The organism is Amaricoccus macauensis, from assembly GCF_014201905.1.
Lineage (GTDB): Bacteria > Pseudomonadota > Alphaproteobacteria > Rhodobacterales > Rhodobacteraceae > Amaricoccus > Amaricoccus macauensis.
Genome location: NZ_JACHFM010000003.1, coordinates 624,486 through 641,770 on the forward strand (window position 1 = coordinate 624,486; position 17,285 = coordinate 641,770).

Genomic DNA, 17,285 nt, shown 5'->3' on the forward strand with positions numbered 1-17,285 from the left:
TTCGCCTCCCCGCCGGCCTCACACGCTCCAGCGATACAGCCAGATCTCCGACGCCTTTACTCCCTCGCTTTCCAGCCAGAGCCGGAACTCCGCTGACTTCGCCTCGCCCGGCAGGAAGTGAAAGCCGACGCGAACGATTCCGGGCGCGGGCAGTTCGATGACGCTCAGCCCCTTGATCTGGCCCGCGGTCACCTCGATCCGCGGCGTGACGCCGGAAAAGGTGATCTCGCCGAGGTCGAAGTCCACGGCGAAGACGCGCTCGCGGGTGTCGAGGATCGAGATGCCGCTTCGGGTCGCGGCCACGGTGGCGAACGGCAGTTCCTCTTCCTGCACCAGCCCCCAGGTCAGGCGATAGGACAGATCGACCTGCGAGCCCTCCTTGAGCGGCGTCTCCGGCCGCCAGAACGCGACGATATTGTCGGCGAACTCGTCGCCGGACGGAATCTCCACCAGCATCACGGCCCCCTTGCCCCAGCCCTCGCCGGGCTCGACCCAGGCACTCGGACGCCGCTCGTAGTGGGTTTCGGCGTCTTCGTAGTCCGAGAAGTTGCGCGCCCGCTGGATCAGCCCGAAGGAGCGCGGGTTCTCGTCAGAGAAGGCTGAGGTCTCGATGCCGGGCGGGTTGCGGAGCGGCCGCCAGAGGCGTTCACCCGACCCGTTCACCATGCGCAGGCCGTCGCTGTCGTGAACCGCATTGCGGAAGTCGTCGATCCCGGTGCGGCTCTCGGGGCCGAAGAAGTACATCGAGGTGAGCGGCGCGATCCCGATGGAGGCGATATCGCGCCGCGGAAACAGCACCACACGCAGCTGCGTCACGGTCTCGCGGCCGGGCTCGATCGAGAAGTCGTAGGCGCCGGTGACGCTGTCGCTGTCGAGCAGCGCCGAGAAGCGCAGGACCCGGTCCTCGGGGGCCGGCTCCTCGATCCAGAATCGGGTGAAGACCGGAAACTCTTCCGGCTCGGATCCCCCGCTGCCGATGGCGAGGCCCCGGGCCGAAAGGCCGTAGAGCGTGTCGCGGGCCACGGCGCGGAAGTAGCTGGCGCCCTGGAACACCGCGAACTCGTCCCAGACGCCCGGCCGGTTGACCGGATGGCGGAAGCGCACGCCGGAGAAGCCCATGTCGGCGCCGAGCCCTGCCGGCGCCCGGCCGTCGGGGTAGGGAAAATAGTTCGGGTGAAACGCGAAGAAGTCGGTGGAAAACGCCACCGGCTCGACCTTTCCGCCGGTGACGACGTTGATCTCGATCTTGTCCTGGTAGGAGAACCCCGGGGGCAGCAGTTCCGCCTGAAAGCCGGCACCCAGGAACAGGCGCTTGTCGTCCCGGAAGCGGATGGCGCGGTACTGGTCATACTTCAGGTCGGCGAACGGCTCGGTGAGCTTCATCATCGGCCGGTTGTAGGGCTTGCCCGCCGCCTCGCGCGCCAGCGCGATCACGCTGTCGAAGCTGAAGGGCTTGCTCGAATCCTGCGCCGATGCCGCGGTTGCGAAGAGCGGCAGGTGGGCGCCCGCGAGGCCGAGGACGAAGGTCTCGAGCAGGGTGCGGCGATCCATGTTTCGTCCTTGCTTACTTGGGGTTCGCTGGGTTGCCTGTCCTTACGTCGCCGGGCGCCCGGCCTCAAGGTACCCCCTCGGTCACGATTGCGATCGCACGCGGATTTACGCGGATGCACCCGTCTGCCTCCAGCTCCCAGGTGTGCGCCTCCCGGCCGGGCAGGTGGAAGCTCACTTCATCCGCGGTCCGGTTCAGCAGAACGGCCACCCGGCGGCCATCGCGCGACAGAACCATCGCGAGGGCACCAGCCTCCGCCGCCTCCCAGTCGGGCGCGGTCATCGGCGTGCCCGTCGGCGTGAGCCAGAGCGCGTCCGCGAGCCCGTCCGTCCCCGGCTCCCCGGACAGCAGCTCCGGCCCGGCGATCTGCGGGCACGCTCTGCGGGTCGCCGCAAGCTCCGCCGTGAAGGCTTCGAGCTCCCGGTCGCGCCCGTCCCAGTCGAGCCAGGTCAGGGCGTTGTCCTGCGCGTAGGCGTTGTTGTTGCCGTTCTGGCTGCGGCCGAACTCGTCGCCGGCGGTGAGCATGATCGTGCCGCGGGACGCGAAGAGCGTGGCAAGGAGTGCCATGACGTCGTGCCGGCGCGCCGCGACGATGCCCGCATCGTCGGTCGGCCCCTCGTGGCCGTGGTTCCAGGAGAAGTTCTCGCCGTGCCCGTCGCGGTTTTCCTCGCCGTTCGCCTCATTGTGCTTGCCCGCGTAGGCCACGAGATCGCCGAGGCTGAAGCCGTCATGCGCCGCGATGAAATTGACGCTGCGGGTCGCGGGCGGCGAGAAGACGTCCGACGAGCCGGCGAGGGCGGTTGCCATCTCGCCGAGCATGTGCCGGTCGCCGCGCCAGAAGCGGCGCACGCGGTCGCGGTACCGGTCGTTCCACTCCAGCCAGCCGTCGGGAAACTGCCCGAGCTGGTAGCCGCCCGGACCGATGTCCCATGGTTCGGCGATCATCACGCGATCGGCGAGGAGTGGATCTCCGGCGATGTCGCGGAACAGGTCGGCGTCGCGGCTGAAGCCGCCGGCGTCGCGCCCGAGGATCGGCGCAAGGTCGAAGCGGAAGCCGTCCACCCCCGCCCGCCCGACAAAGTGCCGCAAGGTATCGAGGATCAACCGCCGGGTGACCGGATGTTCGCAGGCGAGCGTGTTGCCGGTGCCTGCATCGTTCACCAGCGTGCCGTCGGTCAGGTGACGGAAGTAGGTGGCGTTGTCGAGCCCGCGCAGACTCAGCGTCGGGCCGAAGCGGTCGCTCTCGCCGGTGTGGTTGAAGACCACGTCGAGGATCGTGCCGATCCCCACGGATCGCAGGGCCGCCACCGTGGCCGCGAGTTCGCCGATGCCCCCGGGACAGATCCGCGGATCGAGTGCCATGAAGGCGACGGGGTTGTAGCCCCAGCCGTTGGTCAGGCCGAGCGGCGGAAGGTGCCGCTCGTCGATCCACGCGGTGATTGGCATCAGCTCCACCGCATCGACGCCGAGGCGCACCAGATGGTCAAGGATCGCCGGGTGGCCGAGAGCCGCCACCGTGCCGCGGAGCGCCTCGGGCACCTCGGGGTGGAGATGGGTGAAGGGTCGGACTGCGACCTCGTAGATGAACCCGCCGGGGCGGAAGAGCGGCGGGGGCGCGGCCGCGAGGTCGGGAAGGGCGGTCACGACCGCCTTCGGCATCAGCGCCGCGGTGTCGGTTCCGTCAGCCCGTGGCGCGGCGAGGCGGGCGTTGTAGTGGAACGGCTGGTCGAGGGTGACGGCATAAGGATCGACGAGGAGCTTCGCGGGATCGAAGCGGTGCCCGCGCTCCGGGTCGAAAGGCCCGTCCGCGCGAAAGCCGTAGCGCGTGCCGGGACCTGCGTCCTGCACCGTCGTCGAGAACTGGCCGAAAGCGCCGCGGTCGAGTTCGAGTCGCCGCTCGCGGGCGCCGTCGAAGAGACACAGCCACATCCGCTCGGCGTTCGCCGACCAGACTGCGAAGCGGGTTCCGTCCGGCCCGGGTGTCGCGCCGAGCGGCTCGGAGAGCGGCGGCGCGCTCAGGTGATGACGTCCGGCTCGGTACGGCCGGTCCTCTCCTTGATTTGCGCCAGCGTCTCGGCGGCGGCGATGAGATCTGCGAGCGCGTCCGGGACTTCGAGGCCCAGGTTGCCGTCCGGCGGCTCGTAGGCCTCGATATAGACCCGGAGCGTCGCGCCGGACGTGCCGGTGCCCGACAGGCGGAAGACCACGCGGCTGCCGCCCTCGAACAGGATGCGGATGCCCTGATGCGATGAAGTCGAGCCGTCGACCGGATCAAGGTAGGCGAAATCGTCCGCCGCCGCGACCGTGAGGGGGCCGACCTTCGTTCCGGGCAGGTCGGGAAGCTTCGCCCGAAGCGCCTCGACAAGGCCGTTCGCCGCGTCGGTGTCGATGCCCTCATAGTCGTGCCGGGCATAGTAGTTGCGGCCGTACTCGCGCCAGTGAGCTTCCGCGATCGCCTTCGCCGGCTCCTTGCGGACCGCGAGGATGTTCAGCCAGAGCAGGACAGCCCAGAGCCCGTCCTTCTCGCGCACGTGGTTCGAGCCGGTGCCCGCACTCTCCTCGCCGCAGATCGTCGCCAGCCCGGCGTCGAGCAGGTTGCCGAAGAACTTCCAGCCGGTCGGCGTCTCGTACATGCCGACGCCGAGCTTTTCCGCCACCCGGTCGGCGGCGGCGCTCGTCGGCATGGAGCGGGCAATCCCGGCGAGCCCGGCGGCGTAGCCCGGCGCGAGATGCGCGTTCGCTGCCAGCATGGCGAGCGAGTCCGAGGGCGTGATGAAGATGTCGCGCCCGATGATCAGGTTGCGGTCGCCGTCGCCGTCGGAGGCCGCGCCGAAGTCCGGCGCGTCGGGGCCCATCATCTCGTCATAGAGTGCCTTGGCGTAGACGAGGTTCGGGTCCGGGTGGTGGCCGCCGAAATCGGGCAGGGGGATGCCGTTCCGCACGGTGCCGGCAGCGGCACCGAGCCGATGCTCCAGGATCTCGGTGGCATAGGGGCCGGTGGCGGCGGACATGGCGTCGAATGCCATGCGGAAACCACCGGCGAACATCGCCCGGATGGCAGGGAAGTCGAAGAGCGTCTCCATGAGCTCGGCGTAGTCGGCAACCGGGTCGATCACCTCGACGGTCATCCCGCCGAGGTCCGTCGTGCCGATGGTGTCGATATCGACGTCCGGCGCCTCGAGGATCTTGTAGTCCTCGATCTCTTTCGTCCGGGCATAGATCGCTTCGGTGATGCGTTCCGGCGCCGGGCCGCCGTTGCCGATGTTGTACTTGATGCCGAAGTCCTCGGTCGGGCCGCCGGGATTGTGGCTCGCCGAGAGGATGATGCCGCCGAAGGCGCCGTACTTGCGGATGACGTTGGAGGCGGCCGGGGTGGAGAGCAGGCCGCCCTGGCCCACCAGCACCCGGCCGAAGCCGTTCGCCGCCGCCATCTTCAGCGCGATCTGGACCACCTCGCGATTGTAGAAGCGCCCGTCGCCGCCGATCACCAGCGTCTTGCCCTCGAAGCCTTCGAGGCTGTCGAAGATCGACTGGATGAAGTTGTGCACGTAGTTCGGTTGCTGGAAGTGCGGCACCTTCTTGCGGAGGCCGGAGGTGCCCGGCTTCTGGTCGTCGTAGGGTGTCGTCGCGACGATCGTCATGCGTCGGATCCTTCAGGCAAAAGAGAAGCATACAGGTTGGCATAGAGCCGGGCGCTGCGATCCCATGAGACGTCCGCCGCCATCGCCTGACGCTGGATCATCGCCCATGTGTCCGGCTGGCGCATGAGGGTCAGCGCGCGGCGGATGCCGTGGCGCAGGCCGCCGGCGTCGACCGGCTGGAACTGGACGCCGGTGGCGACGCCCGCGTTGATCGCGGCGATGTTCGCGTCGATCACCGTGTCGGCGAGGCCGCCGACGCGCGAGACCACCGGAATGCAGCCGTAGCGCAGGCCGCAGAGCTGGGTGAGGCCGCAGGGCTCGAAGCGCGAGGGGATGAGGATCGCGTCGGCGCCGCCCTGCATCACGTGCGCGAGCGCCTCGTCATAGCCGATGCGTGCGCCGATCCGGCCCGGGTGATCGGCGGCGAGGCCGAGGAACGCCGCTTCAAGCGTCGGGTCGCCGGTTCCGAGCACCGCAAGGCGCGCACCTTGCGCCACCAGCTCGTCCGATGCCTCGACCAGCAGGTCGATGCCCTTCTGGCCGGTCAGCCGGCTGATGACGACGAAAAGCGGGGTGTCGTCGGCAGTGAGGTGGAACGCCTTCTCCGCCGCGGCGCGGTTTGCCGCCCGTCCCGAGACGTCGTCCGCGCAGAAGCGCGCGGCAAGGAGCGGATCGGTCGCCGGATCCCAGGCGCGGTCATCGATTCCGTTGACGATGCCGGTCAGGGCGCCGGCGCGCGTGCCGATCAGCCCGTCGAGCCCCATGCCGCCACCGGGCGTGGCGATCTCCTCGGCATAGGTCGGGCTGACCGTGGTGAGCGCGGTGGCGTTGGCGAGCCCGGCCTTCAGGAAGCCGACGCCGCCATAGTACTCCACCCCGTCGAGCGCGAAGGCCTGTGGCGGCAGGTCGAGCCAGCTGAAGACATGCGCGGGGAAGTATCCCTGGAAGGCGAGGTTGTGGATGGTGAGGATCGACGGCGTCGGAATGCCGTAGTAGCGCAGGTAGGCGGGCACGAGCCCGGCCTGCCAGTCATGGGCATGCACGAGGTCTGGCCGGAAGCCGGGGATCGCGCCGGCGGCGACCTCGGCCGCCGCCTTGGCGAAGGCGGCGAACCGGCGCCAGTTGTCGTCATAGTCGCCATCGGGGCCGCCGTAGGGGCCGAAGGGCCGGTCAAACAATTCCGGCGCATCGAGGACCAGCAGGTCGAGCCCGGCCACCTTCGCCGACAGGATGCGCGCCCGGGCCCCGAGGAGCGAGTGGAACTCGTGGACCGACTGCCCGGCACCGTCGAGCTTCGCCATCACGCCCGGATAGCCGGGCAGGAAGGTGCGCACCTCGATGCCCTGCCGCTCGAGGGCGAGGGGGAGCGCGCCCGCGACGTCCGCGAGCCCGCCGGTCTTGACCAGCGGAAAGGCCTCCGACGTGACCGAGAGAATGCGCATCAGGTGTCGAGCGCGTCGATCATCGGCTGGGTGATCAGGCAGACGCCCGACTCGGTCCGGCGGAACCGCCGGGCATCGAGCTCCGGATCCTCGCCCACGATCAGACCGTCCGGGATACGCACCCCCCGGTCGAGCACCACCTTGGAGAGCCGGGCATTCCGGCCGATATCGCATTCGGGCAAGACCACTGCCTCCTGAAGTCCGGCGTAGGAGTGCACCCGGACGCCGGTGAAGAGCAAGCTCCGCCGGACCGACCCGCCGGAAATGATGCAGTCGCCGGAGACGAGACTCGAGATGGCCTCGCCGCGCCGCCCGTCGATGTCATGGACGAACTTCGCCGGCGGCTTGATCTCGGCATAGGTCCAGATCGGCCAGCTCGTTTCGTAGAGGTCAAGCTCGGGGATGATGTCGGTCAGGTCGAGGTTGGCTTCCCAGTAGGCATCCACCGTACCGACGTCGCGCCAGTAGGCGACGGACTCCCGCGACGAGCGCACGCAGGAACTCGAGAAGCGGTGCGCCACCGCCTTGCCGTGCTCGACGATGTAGGGGATCAGATCCTTGCCGAAATCGCGGCTCGATCCCGGCGTTTCCGCATCGCGCCGCAGGAGATCGGCGAGAAACTTCGTGCGGAAGACGTAGATGCCCATGGACGCCAGCGCCATGTCCGGTTGTCCGGGGATGCCCGGCGGGTCGGCGGGTTTCTCCACGAAGGCGGTGATTTCGTCCTTTTCGTCCACGTGCATGACGCCGAAGCCGGTCGCCTCCATCCGGGGCACCTCAAGGCAGCCGACGGTGACGTCGGCACCTTGCTCCACATGCTGCTGCAGCATCAGCTCGTAGTCCATCTTGTAGATGTGATCCCCGGCAAGGATCACCATGAACTCCGGCTGGTAATCGGTTATGATGTCGAGGTTCTGATAGACCGCGTCCGCCGTCCCCTCGTACCACTGCGTCTCGCTCACGCGCTGGGACGCGGGCAGGATGTCGAAGCTCTCGTTCCGCTCGGGCCGGAAGAAGTCCCAGCCGCGCTGCAGGTGGCGGATCAGGCTGTGTGCCTTGTACTGGGTGGCGACGCCGATGCGGCGGATGCCGGAATTGAGCGCGTTCGAGAGCGCGAAATCGATGATCCGTGTCTTGCCGCCGAAATAGACCGCAGGCTTTGCCCGCCGGTCGGTCAGCTCTTTCAGCCGGCTGCCGCGTCCTCCCGCAAGCACGTAGGCCATGGCATCGCGGGCGAGCGGTCCTGAACGTCTGTCAACCAAGGTTTCCCCCCTTCATCCTGTCCCGGGCGTTCACGCGCCGGTATCGAGCTTGAGCCAGATCGTCCCGAGTGGCGGCAGCGTCACGATCGCGCGCACAGCGCCCTCGGCAGTTTCCGCAGTCACCCCGCCCATGTTGCCGACACTGGTGCCACCGTAGTCGCCCGCATCGGTGTTGAGGATCTCTTTCCAGCGGCCGGCGATTGGCAGTGGCAGGGCATAGCCGCTGTGCGGTGTGGGCGTGAAGTTCGTGACGACGGCCACCGGCGGCTGCCCGGGTGCCTTGCGCAGCCAGGCGAACACCGAGTTCTCCGCGTCATCCGCAATCAGCCACTCGAAGCCGTCGCCCTCGCAGTCGCGCTGATGCAGCGCCGGCGTCTCGCGGTAGAGGTGGTTCAGGTCGCGGACGAGCCGATGCACGCCGCGATGCGGCTCGAGATCGAGCTGCCACCAGTCGAGGCTGCGCGCCTCGGACCACTCGGCGCCCTGCGCGAACTCCTGCCCCATGAACAGGAGCTTCTTGCCGGGATAGCCCCACATGAAGGCGTAGTAGGCACGCAGGTTGGCGAACTGCTGCCAGCCGTCGCCGGTCATCTTGGCGATCAGGCTCCCCTTGCCGTGGACGACCTCGTCGTGGCTGAGCGGCAGGACGAAGTTCTCGCTGAAGGCGTAGAGCAGGCCGAACGTCAGGTCATTGTGGTGAAAGCGCCGGTGCACCGGATCGCGGGCCATGTACTGCAGCGTGTCGTGCATCCAGCCCATGTTCCACTTGAACCCGAACCCGAGCCCGCCGTCGTAGACCGGTGCCGAGACCTTGGGCCAGGAGGTCGACTCCTCGGCGATGGTCATCCGCCCCGGGTGCTTGCCGTAGACCGCGCGGTTCGTCGCGCGCAGGAACTCGACCGCCTCGAGATTCTCGCGGCCGCCGTACCGGTTCGGCACCCACTCGCCGTCCTTGCGCGAGTAGTCGAGGTAGAGCATCGAGGCGACCGCATCGACGCGAAGTCCATCGACGTGAAACTTTTCAGACCAGTAGAGGGCGTTGTTGATCAGGAAGGAGAACACCTCCTGCCGCCCGAAGTTGTAGATTGCGGTGTTCCAGTCCGGGTGGAACCCCTGGCGCGGATCGGCGTGTTCGTAGAGCGCCGTACCGTCAAACCGGGCGAGGCCGTGCGCGTCGGTCGGGAAGTGCGCGGGTACCCAGTCGAGGATCACGCCGATCCCCGCCTTGTGCGCGCCATCGACGAAACGTGCGAACCCCTCGGGCGGCCCGAAGCGCGCGGTCGGCGCATAGAGGCCGGTGGTCTGATAGCCCCAGGACGGATCGTAGGGATGTTCGCTGATCGGCAGGAACTCGATGTGGGTGAAGCCCATCTCCACCACATAGGGAATGAGCTCGTCAGCCAGCTCGTCCCAGCTCGGGAACCCGCCATCGTCAGGACGCTTCCAGGAGCCGGCATGGACCTCGTAGATCGAGATCGGCATCCGCCGCACGTCGGCGCCGGCCCAGAACTCCCGATGGGCGGCGTCGTGCCAGTCGTGGTCCATCTCCGCCGCCACCACCGACGCGGTGGCCGGACGAAGCTCCGAGGCGCGGGCATAGGGGTCGGCCTTCAGCGGCAGCAGGTTGCCGTCCGGTCCGACCAGCTCGAACTTGTAGTGCGCCCCCACACCCACGTCGGGCAGGAAGATCTCCCATATCCCGGTGTCGCGGCGCAGCCGCATCACGTCCCGCCGCCCGTCCCAGGCGTTGAAGTCGCCGATCACGCTCACCCGTCGGGCATTTGGCGCCCAGACGGCGAAATGCACACCCTCGGCGCCCTCGTGCGACATGGGGTGCGCCCCCATCCGGTCGAAGAGGCGCAGATGGCTGCCTTCGCGGATGTAGTAGTCGTCCATCGGCCCGAGCACCGGCCCGAAGGTGTAGGGGTCCGTCACCCACCACGTACCGCCGGCATTCCGCGCCCGGTAGCGCAGCGGGGCGCGCTCCTTGAGTGCCACCGGCCCCTCGAAGAACCCTGCGTCATGCCGCCGTTCGAGTGTCCCCAGTTCCTCACCGGCGAGGCTGAACGCGACAAGCTCTTCCGCGCCCTCGACAAACGCGCGCGCCACGAGCTTGCGGCCAACCTTGTGCAGGCCGAGCACCGCAAAGGGGTCGGCGTGATCGCCGGTGACGATCGCTTCGATCGCCGCCATGTCGAGGCCCGCCGCCTTGCGTCTCACCGGCCCCGAAGGTTCCTTGCCCAATACCTTCCCCTCCCCAAGGTCTGGTCTTCGTTCAGTCGGGGCGCGGCGCAATGCCCCAGATGTCCGTCGCGTACTGTCGGATGGTTCGATCGGAGGAGAACCATCCCATGCGGGCGGTGTTCAGGATCGCCTTTTCCCACCAGACGGAGGGATCGGACCAGAGCGCATCCACCCGACGCTGCGCCGCGGTGTAGGAGTCGAAGTCCGACGCTACCATGAACCAGTCGTGGTCATAGAGCCCGCCGACCAACTCGGCGTAGCGCCCGGGATCGTCCGGCGAGAACACGCCGCCGGCGATCGCCGACAGGGCCTGGCTGAGTTCGGGCGAGCCCTCGATCACCTTGCGCGGATCGTGGCCGTTCTGCCGCCGCTCTTCGACCTCGGCATCGGTCAGGCCGAAGATCACGATGTTCTCCGGCCCCACCGCCTCGCGGATCTCCACGTTGGCGCCGTCGAGCGTGCCGATGGTCAGTGCGCCGTTCAGCGCGAACTTCATGTTGCCGGTGCCCGACGCCTCCATGCCGGCCGTCGAGATCTGCTCCGACAGGTCGGCGGCGGGGACGAGCATCTCCGCCATGCTGACGTTGTAGTTGGGCAGGAACACGACCTTCAGAACACTCCGCACAATCGGGTTTGAGTTGACGACCCGCGCCACGTCGTTCGCCAGTTTGATGATCAGCTTTGCGTTGTGGTACGTCGGCGCAGCCTTGCCGGCAAAGATCTTGACGCGCGGAACCCAGTTCCGTTCCGGGTGGGTGCGGATCTGATCGTAGAGCGCCACCGTCTCGACGATGTTGAGCAGCTGGCGCTTGTACTCGTGAATGCGCTTCACCTGGATGTCGAACAGCGCGTTCGGGTCGATCCGGAGGCCGATGCGGTCGCGCACCATGTCGGTGAGGGCGTCCTTGTTCTTTCGCTTCACCCGCGCGAAGGCATCCTGGAAGCCCGCGTCCGTGGCGTAGGGTTCGAGGTCGCGCAGCCGCTCGATGTCGTCGAGAAAGACCGGGCCGATGGTGTCGGTGATGAGCTGCGTCAGGCCCGGATTGCACTGGAAGAGCCAGCGCCGCGGGGTGATGCCATTGGTCTTGTTGTTGATCCGGTCCGGGTAGATCCGGTGCAGGTCCTTGAAGACCGTCACCTTCAGGAGTTCCGAGTGCATCGCCGCCACGCCGTTCACCGCGTGCGCGCCGACGAACGCAAGATTGCCCATGCGGACCCGCCGCTCGCCCGACTCGTCGATCAGGCTGATCGAGCGGATCTCGTCGTCCGACATCTCGTGGTCGTGGCGGGCGGTTTTCAGTAGCCGGGCGTTGATCTCGTAGATGATCTGCATGTGCCGCGGCAGCAGCCGCTCGAAGAGCGGCACCGGCCAGCTCTCGAGCGCCTCGGGCAGCAGCGTGTGATTGGTGTAGCCGATCGTGCCAACGGTCAGCTTCCAGGCGTCTTCGAACTCGATCTCGTGCACATCCATGAGGAGACGCATGAGCTCGGCCACACAGACCGCCGGGTGGGTGTCGTTCAGCTGGATCGCCACCTTCTCCGGGAGATTGTCGAACAGTCCGTACTGTTGCAGATGGCGCCGCAGGATGTCCTGGAGCGACGCGGAGGAGAAGAAATACTCCTGCCGAAGCCGCAGTTCCTGCCCGGCGGGCGAGGCGTCGGCGGGATAGAGCACCCGCGTCAGCGCGTCGGCCCGGTTCGACTCGGTGAGCGAGCCGATATGATCGCCCGCGTTGAAGGCGTCGAGGCGGATCGGATCGATCGGATCGGCCTTCCACAGGCGCAGCGTGTTCACCCGCGCGCCCCGCCAGCCGACCACCGGCGTGTCATAGGCGGTTGCGGTCACCCGCTCCTGCGGGTGCCAGGTATAGTGCTCGGTCTTGCCATTCGCGTCGTTGTACTCGACCCGCCCGCCGAAGCCGATGGTATAGGCCGCCTCGCGCCGGTCGAACTCCCACGGATTGCCGTGCTCGAGCCAGGTCTCCGGCATCTCGGCCTGCCAGCCGTCGATGATCTCCTGCCGGAAGAGCCCGTGCCGGTAGCGGATGCCGTAGCCGTAGGCCGGAATTCCAACTGTCGCCATGCTCTCCATGAAGCAGGCCGCCAGCCGGCCGAGGCCACCGTTGCCGAGCGCGGCGTCGGCCTCGAGCTCGGCGATCTCGTCGAAGTCCACGTCGAGCAGCTTCAGGGCCGAGCGCATGGAGTCAAGCAGGCCGAGATTCGACAGGGCGTCGCGCATCAGCCGGCCGATGAGGAACTCAAGGCTGAGGTAGTAGACCCGCTTGCCTCCTTCGAGATAGGTCTGGCGGGTCGCGTTCATCCAGTACTCGATCGCCCGGTCGCGGGTGACGAGCACGGTCGCCTGCAGCCAGTCGTGCGGCTTGGCAACTTTCGGATCCTTGCCCACGCGATAGGTGAGACGGTCGATCACCTCGCGGGCGAGAACCGCGGGGTCTTCGAACTCGGGTCTGGGGGTCGGCAAGGCCTGAAGGGGGAGGGTCATCTGAGGTCCGGAGCAAAATCGGGTCGAAAGGAGATCGCAGCGCTCTCCGGCGCCGGCAATCGGCAGGCTTCGTGATACGCTCCTCCCCAAGCGGCACCCGGCGACCTAAGCCCGTTTCTGGCCGCCGATCAAGGGCCGCCGATCAAGGACATGCGCGAGGTCGTCGCGCCCGAGCCAGCCGCCACCAGCATGCCCCCGCGATGAGCGGAGAACGCGCCTTGCAGTCAGTCAGGGCTTTCATACGGCCCTGAAGCCTGGAGCGCAGTCGCTTTTCCCGCAACAGCGGGAAAAGCAGCAAGGAAGACTCTGCGCGCACCTGCGCGCACGTCCTCGCGGCAACGGCCGCGTCCTGCCGGGCGAGCCCCCGCGCGGCGGCAGGAGAGGAGGCCCAGAAGTCGGCGCAGCCGACGACGGCGGAGACGGGCTCGATGCCCGTCGACGCCGGGACAGTGACCGCTGTCAGCCGAGCTCCACGGCGTCGGCGGCATACCGGAACGCATCCGCGCGGTCGCGATCATAGACCGGGCGTCCCGCGACCCAGCTCGCGCGCACCGCCCGGTCATCGCCGAGGATCATCAGGATGAACAGCCGCTCCATGAGGTCGCGCGCGAAGCGGCTGCGGAATTCGAGGATCGGTGTCGCCGCGGGGTCGAGGACGACGAGGTCGGCCTCCATTCCCGGCGCCACCTGCCCGAGGCGGTCGCCGAGCTGCAACGCCTCGGCGCCGCCGCGCGTCGCCAGCCAGAGGCCATGTGCCGCGGTCAGCTTCTCACCGCCGAGCTTTGCCACCTTGTAGGCTTCGTCGAGCGAGCGGAGCTGCGAGAAGGCCGTCCCGGCGCCGAGGTCGGTGCCGAGTGCCACATGCACCGGCCGGTCGGCGCGGCGCGCCTCGAACACCTTGAAGAGACCCGATCCGAGGAAGAGGTTCGAGGTCGGGCAATGTGCCAGTGCCGCCCCCGCCTCGTGGCAGCGGCAGAAATCACGTTCGTTCATGTGGACCGCGTGGCCGAAGATCGCCCGCGGCCCGACGAGGCCTGCCCGGTCATAGACGTCGAGATAGCTCTCGTGTCCGGGGAAGAGGTCGAGCACCCAGTCGATTTCGGCGGTCGTCTCGCACAGATGGGTCTGGACGTAGGTTCCGGGATGCTCCCGCCAGAGCCGAGCAGCAGCGGCAAGCTCCTCCGGCGAGCAGGACGGCGCGAAGCGCGGTGTGATGCAATAGAGCTGCCGCCCCCGCCCGTGCCATGCCTCGATCAGCCGCTTCGAGTCGGCATAGGCGCTCTCGGGCGTGTCGAGGAGTGCTTCGGGAGCGTTCCGGTCCATCAGCACCTTGCCGGCGATCATCCGGGTGTCGAAACGCTCGGACTCGGCGAAGAACGCCTCCACCGACTGCGGATGCACGGTGCAGTAGACCGCCGCCGTCGTGGTGCCGGCGCGCAGCAGCTCGCGCAGGAAAATCGCCGAGACCTCTTCCGCATGCACCCGGTTCGCGAAATCCTGCTCGGCGACGAAGGTGTATTTCTCGAGCCACTCGAGCAGACCCTCGCCAAACGCGCCGATCATCTGGGTCTGCGGATAGTGGACGTGGGCGTCGATGAAGCCGGGGGTGATGATGCCGCCTGGATAGTGCGTCACGTCGAGGCCGCGCGCCGCGGCCTCGTCCCACGGCCCCACCGAGGCAATGATCCCGTCCTCGATGACGACGAGGGCGTCCGGGATGTGTTCGAGGCAGTCCGCCGGGTCCTCCAGAAACGGATCGGCCCGCAGGCTCACCACCTCGCCCCTCAACGCCCTTGCCGTCATTCTTGACTCCCTGCGTCGCATCCAAACCCGGCCAGTCAACCCTGCCGGCACCGACCGGACAACCGGTGGATTGCACGAAGCACCTTCGTCCGGCGCAGGAAGGCGAGCATGGCGTTCCCGGTGCTGCGGGCACGCGAGACGCTGGAAATCCGCACGCGCTCGCCCCATGATCCCTGTCAGACAAGAACCATAGGGAAGGGGGGAACACGAGATGGCACGCACCTTTGCCGTCCTCGGGGCATCGAACACCGGCAAGTCGACTCTGGTCGATCGGATGTGTGCCCTCGAAGGCCAGCCCCAGCCGGCGGCCCAGCCAGGCGAGCTCCGCGTGGCGGGCTTCACCCACCTCGGGGATGACTGGCAGGCAATCGACTGCCCGGGTTCGATCGAACTTCTGCATGTCTCCGCCGATGCCCTGCTCGCGGCGGACATCGCGGTCATCTGCGTTGGTCCTGATCCGGCGGCCGCGATCCTCGCCTCGCCGTACCTGCATCTGGTGGAGGCCGCGGGCACGCCGGCAATCCTTTTCGTCAACCGCATCGACGAGGCCCAGGGCAGGGTCCGCGACATCGTCGCCGCCTTGCAGGACTACGCGCGGCATCCGATCATTCTGCGCCAGATCCCGATCGTCGAGGACGGGCAGGTCACGGGTTCTGTCGATCTCGTCTCCGAACGGGCATGGCACTACCGCGAGGGTGAGCCCTCGCAGCTCATCGAGATCCCGGCCGCGGTTTCCGCCCGCGAGCACGAGGCGCGCGGGGAGCTTCTGGAACACCTCTCCGAATTCGACGACTGGCTGCTGGAGGAGCTGATCGAGGACCGCGTACCCCCGAACGACGCGGTCTTCGCGCTCTGCGCCCGCGCGCTTGGCGAGAATCGCATGCTGCCCGCGCTCATCGGCTCGGCGGGCCACGGCAACGGCATCGTGCGGATGATGAAGGCACTCCGGCACGAAACCCCGGCACCGGAGACCCTGCGCACGCGTCTCGCCGAGCAGACCACGACCGATGAGCCTCTGCTTGCCGCGGTCTTTGCGAGCGCCAACCGCAAGCACCTCGGAAAGACGCTGTTGCTGCGGGCGCTGGCACCCCTCGCCGCCGGGCAGCCGCTCGGAGGCCGGGCCGCCGGCCAGCTCACTCCGGCAGATCCGCGCGACAGCCGCCATCTCGACACCGTGCCCGAGGGCACCATCGTGACCGCGGTCAAGTCGGACCATCTCGCCGCCGGCAAGATCGCGACGGCGACAGCTCTCGTCGATGCGCCGGCATGGCACGCGCCGCATCCGCCGATGCTCCAGCGCCTGCTTCTCGCCACCAACGATCGTGACACGGTGAAGCTCTCCGGGGCGCTGGCGACCGTCGCCGAGGGCGATGGCGGGCTCAATGTCACGCAAGACCCCGAAACCGGCAACGCGCTCGCGGGGCTGCAGGGGCCGCTGCACATGCGCCTGCTGCGCCAGCGCCTGAAGGACGTCTTCAGCATCGACGTGGAGGAGCAGCCGACGGCCGCGGCCTATCGCGAGACGATCTCGAAACCGCAGGAGACCGCTTACCGGCACAAGAAGCAGACCGGCGGCGCCGGGCAGTTTGCGGACGTCAAGCTCACCGTCGCGCCGGCCGAGCGCGGCGCGGGGTTCGTATTCGCCGAAGTGGTGAAGGGCGGTTCGGTCCCGAAGAACTATATTCCCGCCGTGGAGCAGGGGGCTCGCGATGCCCTCGATACCGGTCCGCTCGGATTTCCCGTCGTCGACGTCGCGGTGACGCTGAGTGACGGAATGGCCCATGCGGTCGACAGCTCGGAAATGGCGTTCCGCATCGCTGGCCGGCAGGGGGTGCGCGAGGCACTGAAGGCGGCGGCACCGGTCCTGCTGCAACCGGTCTTCCGCGTGGCGATCCATGCTCCGGCCGCCTTCACCGGCAGTCTCGGGCCGCTCGTCTCGTCGCATTCGGGTCAGGTGCTCGGCTTCGACAGTGATCCTGACGCCAAGGGCTGGGAGATCTTCCAGGCACTGGTGCCGGGCGCCGCGCTGCCGCCGCTCGCGAACGACATCCGGGCCGCGACGCAAGGGGTCGGCTGGTACGATGCGGCCTTCGATCACTACGAAGAGCTGCACGGCAAGGCCGCCGACCGTGTGGTGCAGGAGCGGACACGGGAACCGGCCTGACCGCAGACCCGGCTCGGGCGCGCGTCGCCCGGGCTCTGCGCCGGGCGGATTTTCTCAGTGACCCGGCGCGCGAGCGGCGCGGCGGAGCGGCGGGCGCCCGGCGATCTCTGGATCGGCACGGCGACCGGAACAGGCGAGGCTCGGGCTCTCGGGGTCGAGCAGCGAGGGGCAGGCATAGGCTTCGACCTCGTCGCAACCGCGACGCTGGAGCAGCGGCACGCTCAGCAGAAGCTCTGGCGGGCTCCAGGTGATGACGTCGACCGATTCGATCCAGCAGGCGCCGGGGGATTGCCGGTCGTCGGTCCTGTTGGCGGGCAATTGTGATCTTGAGGGCTGCCTCTCCGGCTAGGATGCAGGTTACCTCGGTTGCGCGCTGGAGGTCAGGATTTGCGATCTGCCCCGGAAGCGCGCGCGCGGAGCGCGTCCTGCAACTCCCGCGCGAGCTCCATCAGCCGCTCGGGAGTCCGCTCGCGCTCGATGCTCTCCAGCAGCGCGTCGATGTGCGCGGCTGCAACGGTGACCGGTCTGGCGCGCGGATCGCGATCCGGCATGGGGCGTGCCTCGAAGCTTTCTCGTCAATGCAGCGTGACCGAGTTCTGCGTGGCGGACCAGCCCGGGGGTGAGGTCGTTGGCGAACCGTGGCGGAACGACCACGCCTGTCCGGGGGTTTCAGCCAG

At 68.1% G+C, this 17,285-nt stretch carries 11 protein-coding genes; 1 reads left to right on the forward strand and 10 read right to left on the reverse strand.

Annotated features, from left to right (window positions below; genetic code table 11):
* Positions 1-18 precede the first annotated feature (18 nt).
* The 8 genes from HNP73_RS16785 to guaD all read right to left on the reverse strand — a co-directional run bounded on the left by HNP73_RS16785 (position 19) and on the right by guaD (position 14,444).
* Complete coding sequence (locus HNP73_RS16785; protein ID WP_184152244.1) at positions 19-1,551, reverse strand: OpgD/OpgG family glucan biosynthesis protein; 1,533 nt, start codon at positions 1,549-1,551, stop codon at positions 19-21.
* Between the two features lie 64 nt (positions 1,552-1,615).
* Complete coding sequence (glgX, locus tag HNP73_RS16790) at positions 1,616-3,568, reverse strand: glycogen debranching protein GlgX (protein WP_184152691.1); 1,953 nt, start codon at positions 3,566-3,568, stop codon at positions 1,616-1,618.
* Positions 3,565-5,190, reverse strand: coding sequence for an alpha-D-glucose phosphate-specific phosphoglucomutase (locus HNP73_RS16795; RefSeq protein ID WP_184152251.1), 1,626 nt, complete (start codon positions 5,188-5,190; stop codon positions 3,565-3,567). The genes glgX and HNP73_RS16795 overlap by 4 nt, the downstream gene beginning before the upstream one ends.
* Positions 5,187-6,632 (reverse strand): glycogen synthase GlgA, encoded by a 1,446-nt coding sequence (gene glgA, locus HNP73_RS16800; protein ID WP_184152254.1) that lies wholly within the window; start codon positions 6,630-6,632, stop codon positions 5,187-5,189. Before glgA ends, HNP73_RS16795 begins: the two co-directional genes overlap by 4 nt.
* Positions 6,632-7,894 (reverse strand): glucose-1-phosphate adenylyltransferase, encoded by a 1,263-nt coding sequence (gene glgC, locus HNP73_RS16805; RefSeq protein WP_184152256.1) that lies wholly within the window; start codon positions 7,892-7,894, stop codon positions 6,632-6,634. Before glgC ends, glgA begins: the two co-directional genes overlap by 1 nt.
* A gap of 30 nt (positions 7,895-7,924) precedes the next feature.
* Positions 7,925-10,087, reverse strand: a complete 2,163-nt coding sequence (gene glgB / locus HNP73_RS16810; protein ID WP_184152694.1) for a 1,4-alpha-glucan branching protein GlgB — start codon at positions 10,085-10,087, stop codon at positions 7,925-7,927.
* An 82-nt stretch (positions 10,088-10,169) separates the two neighbouring features.
* Entirely contained in the window at positions 10,170-12,641 is a 2,472-nt protein-coding gene (locus tag HNP73_RS16815) for a glycogen/starch/alpha-glucan phosphorylase (RefSeq protein ID WP_184152258.1), read from the reverse strand.
* A 459-nt stretch (positions 12,642-13,100) separates the two neighbouring features.
* Positions 13,101-14,444 (reverse strand): guanine deaminase, encoded by a 1,344-nt coding sequence (gene guaD, locus HNP73_RS16820; protein WP_184152260.1) that lies wholly within the window; start codon positions 14,442-14,444, stop codon positions 13,101-13,103.
* Between the two features lie 211 nt (positions 14,445-14,655).
* On the opposite strand from guaD, the gene HNP73_RS16825 reads away from it, so the two are divergent.
* Positions 14,656-16,608, forward strand: coding sequence for an elongation factor G (locus tag HNP73_RS16825; protein ID WP_184152262.1), 1,953 nt, complete (start codon positions 14,656-14,658; stop codon positions 16,606-16,608).
* Positions 16,609-16,662: 54 nt separating this feature from the next.
* On the opposite strand, the gene HNP73_RS16830 is transcribed toward HNP73_RS16825, so the two are convergent.
* Together HNP73_RS16830 and HNP73_RS16835 are read right to left on the reverse strand one after the other, a co-directional pair.
* The gene (locus HNP73_RS16830; protein ID WP_184152264.1) at positions 16,663-16,926 is read right to left on the reverse strand and encodes a hypothetical protein; all 264 of its coding nucleotides are present in this window, start codon (positions 16,924-16,926) and stop codon (positions 16,663-16,665) included.
* Between the two features lie 62 nt (positions 16,927-16,988).
* Positions 16,989-17,159 (reverse strand): hypothetical protein, encoded by a 171-nt coding sequence (locus tag HNP73_RS16835; RefSeq protein WP_184152266.1) that lies wholly within the window; start codon positions 17,157-17,159, stop codon positions 16,989-16,991.
* Between the last annotated feature and the right edge of the window lie 126 nt (positions 17,160-17,285).

What these genes read in the sequence shown, in the direction of transcription:
- HNP73_RS16785 (WP_184152244.1), bottom strand. Translation starts at nt 1,551, where the DNA reads ATGGATCGCCGCACCCTGCTCGAGACCTTCGTCCTCGGCCTCGCGGGC.
- HNP73_RS16795 (WP_184152251.1), bottom strand. Translation starts at nt 5,190, where the DNA reads ATGACGATCGTCGCGACGACACCCTACGACGACCAGAAGCCGGGCACC.
- glgA (WP_184152254.1), bottom strand. Translation starts at nt 6,632, where the DNA reads ATGCGCATTCTCTCGGTCACGTCGGAGGCCTTTCCGCTGGTCAAGACC.
- glgB (WP_184152694.1), bottom strand. Translation starts at nt 10,087, where the DNA reads ATGGCGGCGATCGAAGCGATCGTCACCGGCGATCACGCCGACCCCTTT.
- HNP73_RS16815 (WP_184152258.1), bottom strand. Translation starts at nt 12,641, where the DNA reads ATGACCCTCCCCCTTCAGGCCTTGCCGACCCCCAGACCCGAGTTCGAA.
- guaD (WP_184152260.1), bottom strand. Translation starts at nt 14,444, where the DNA reads ATGACGGCAAGGGCGTTGAGGGGCGAGGTGGTGAGCCTGCGGGCCGAT.
- HNP73_RS16825 (WP_184152262.1), top strand. Translation starts at nt 14,656, where the DNA reads ATGGCACGCACCTTTGCCGTCCTCGGGGCATCGAACACCGGCAAGTCG.
- HNP73_RS16835 (WP_184152266.1), bottom strand. Translation starts at nt 17,159, where the DNA reads ATGCCGGATCGCGATCCGCGCGCCAGACCGGTCACCGTTGCAGCCGCG.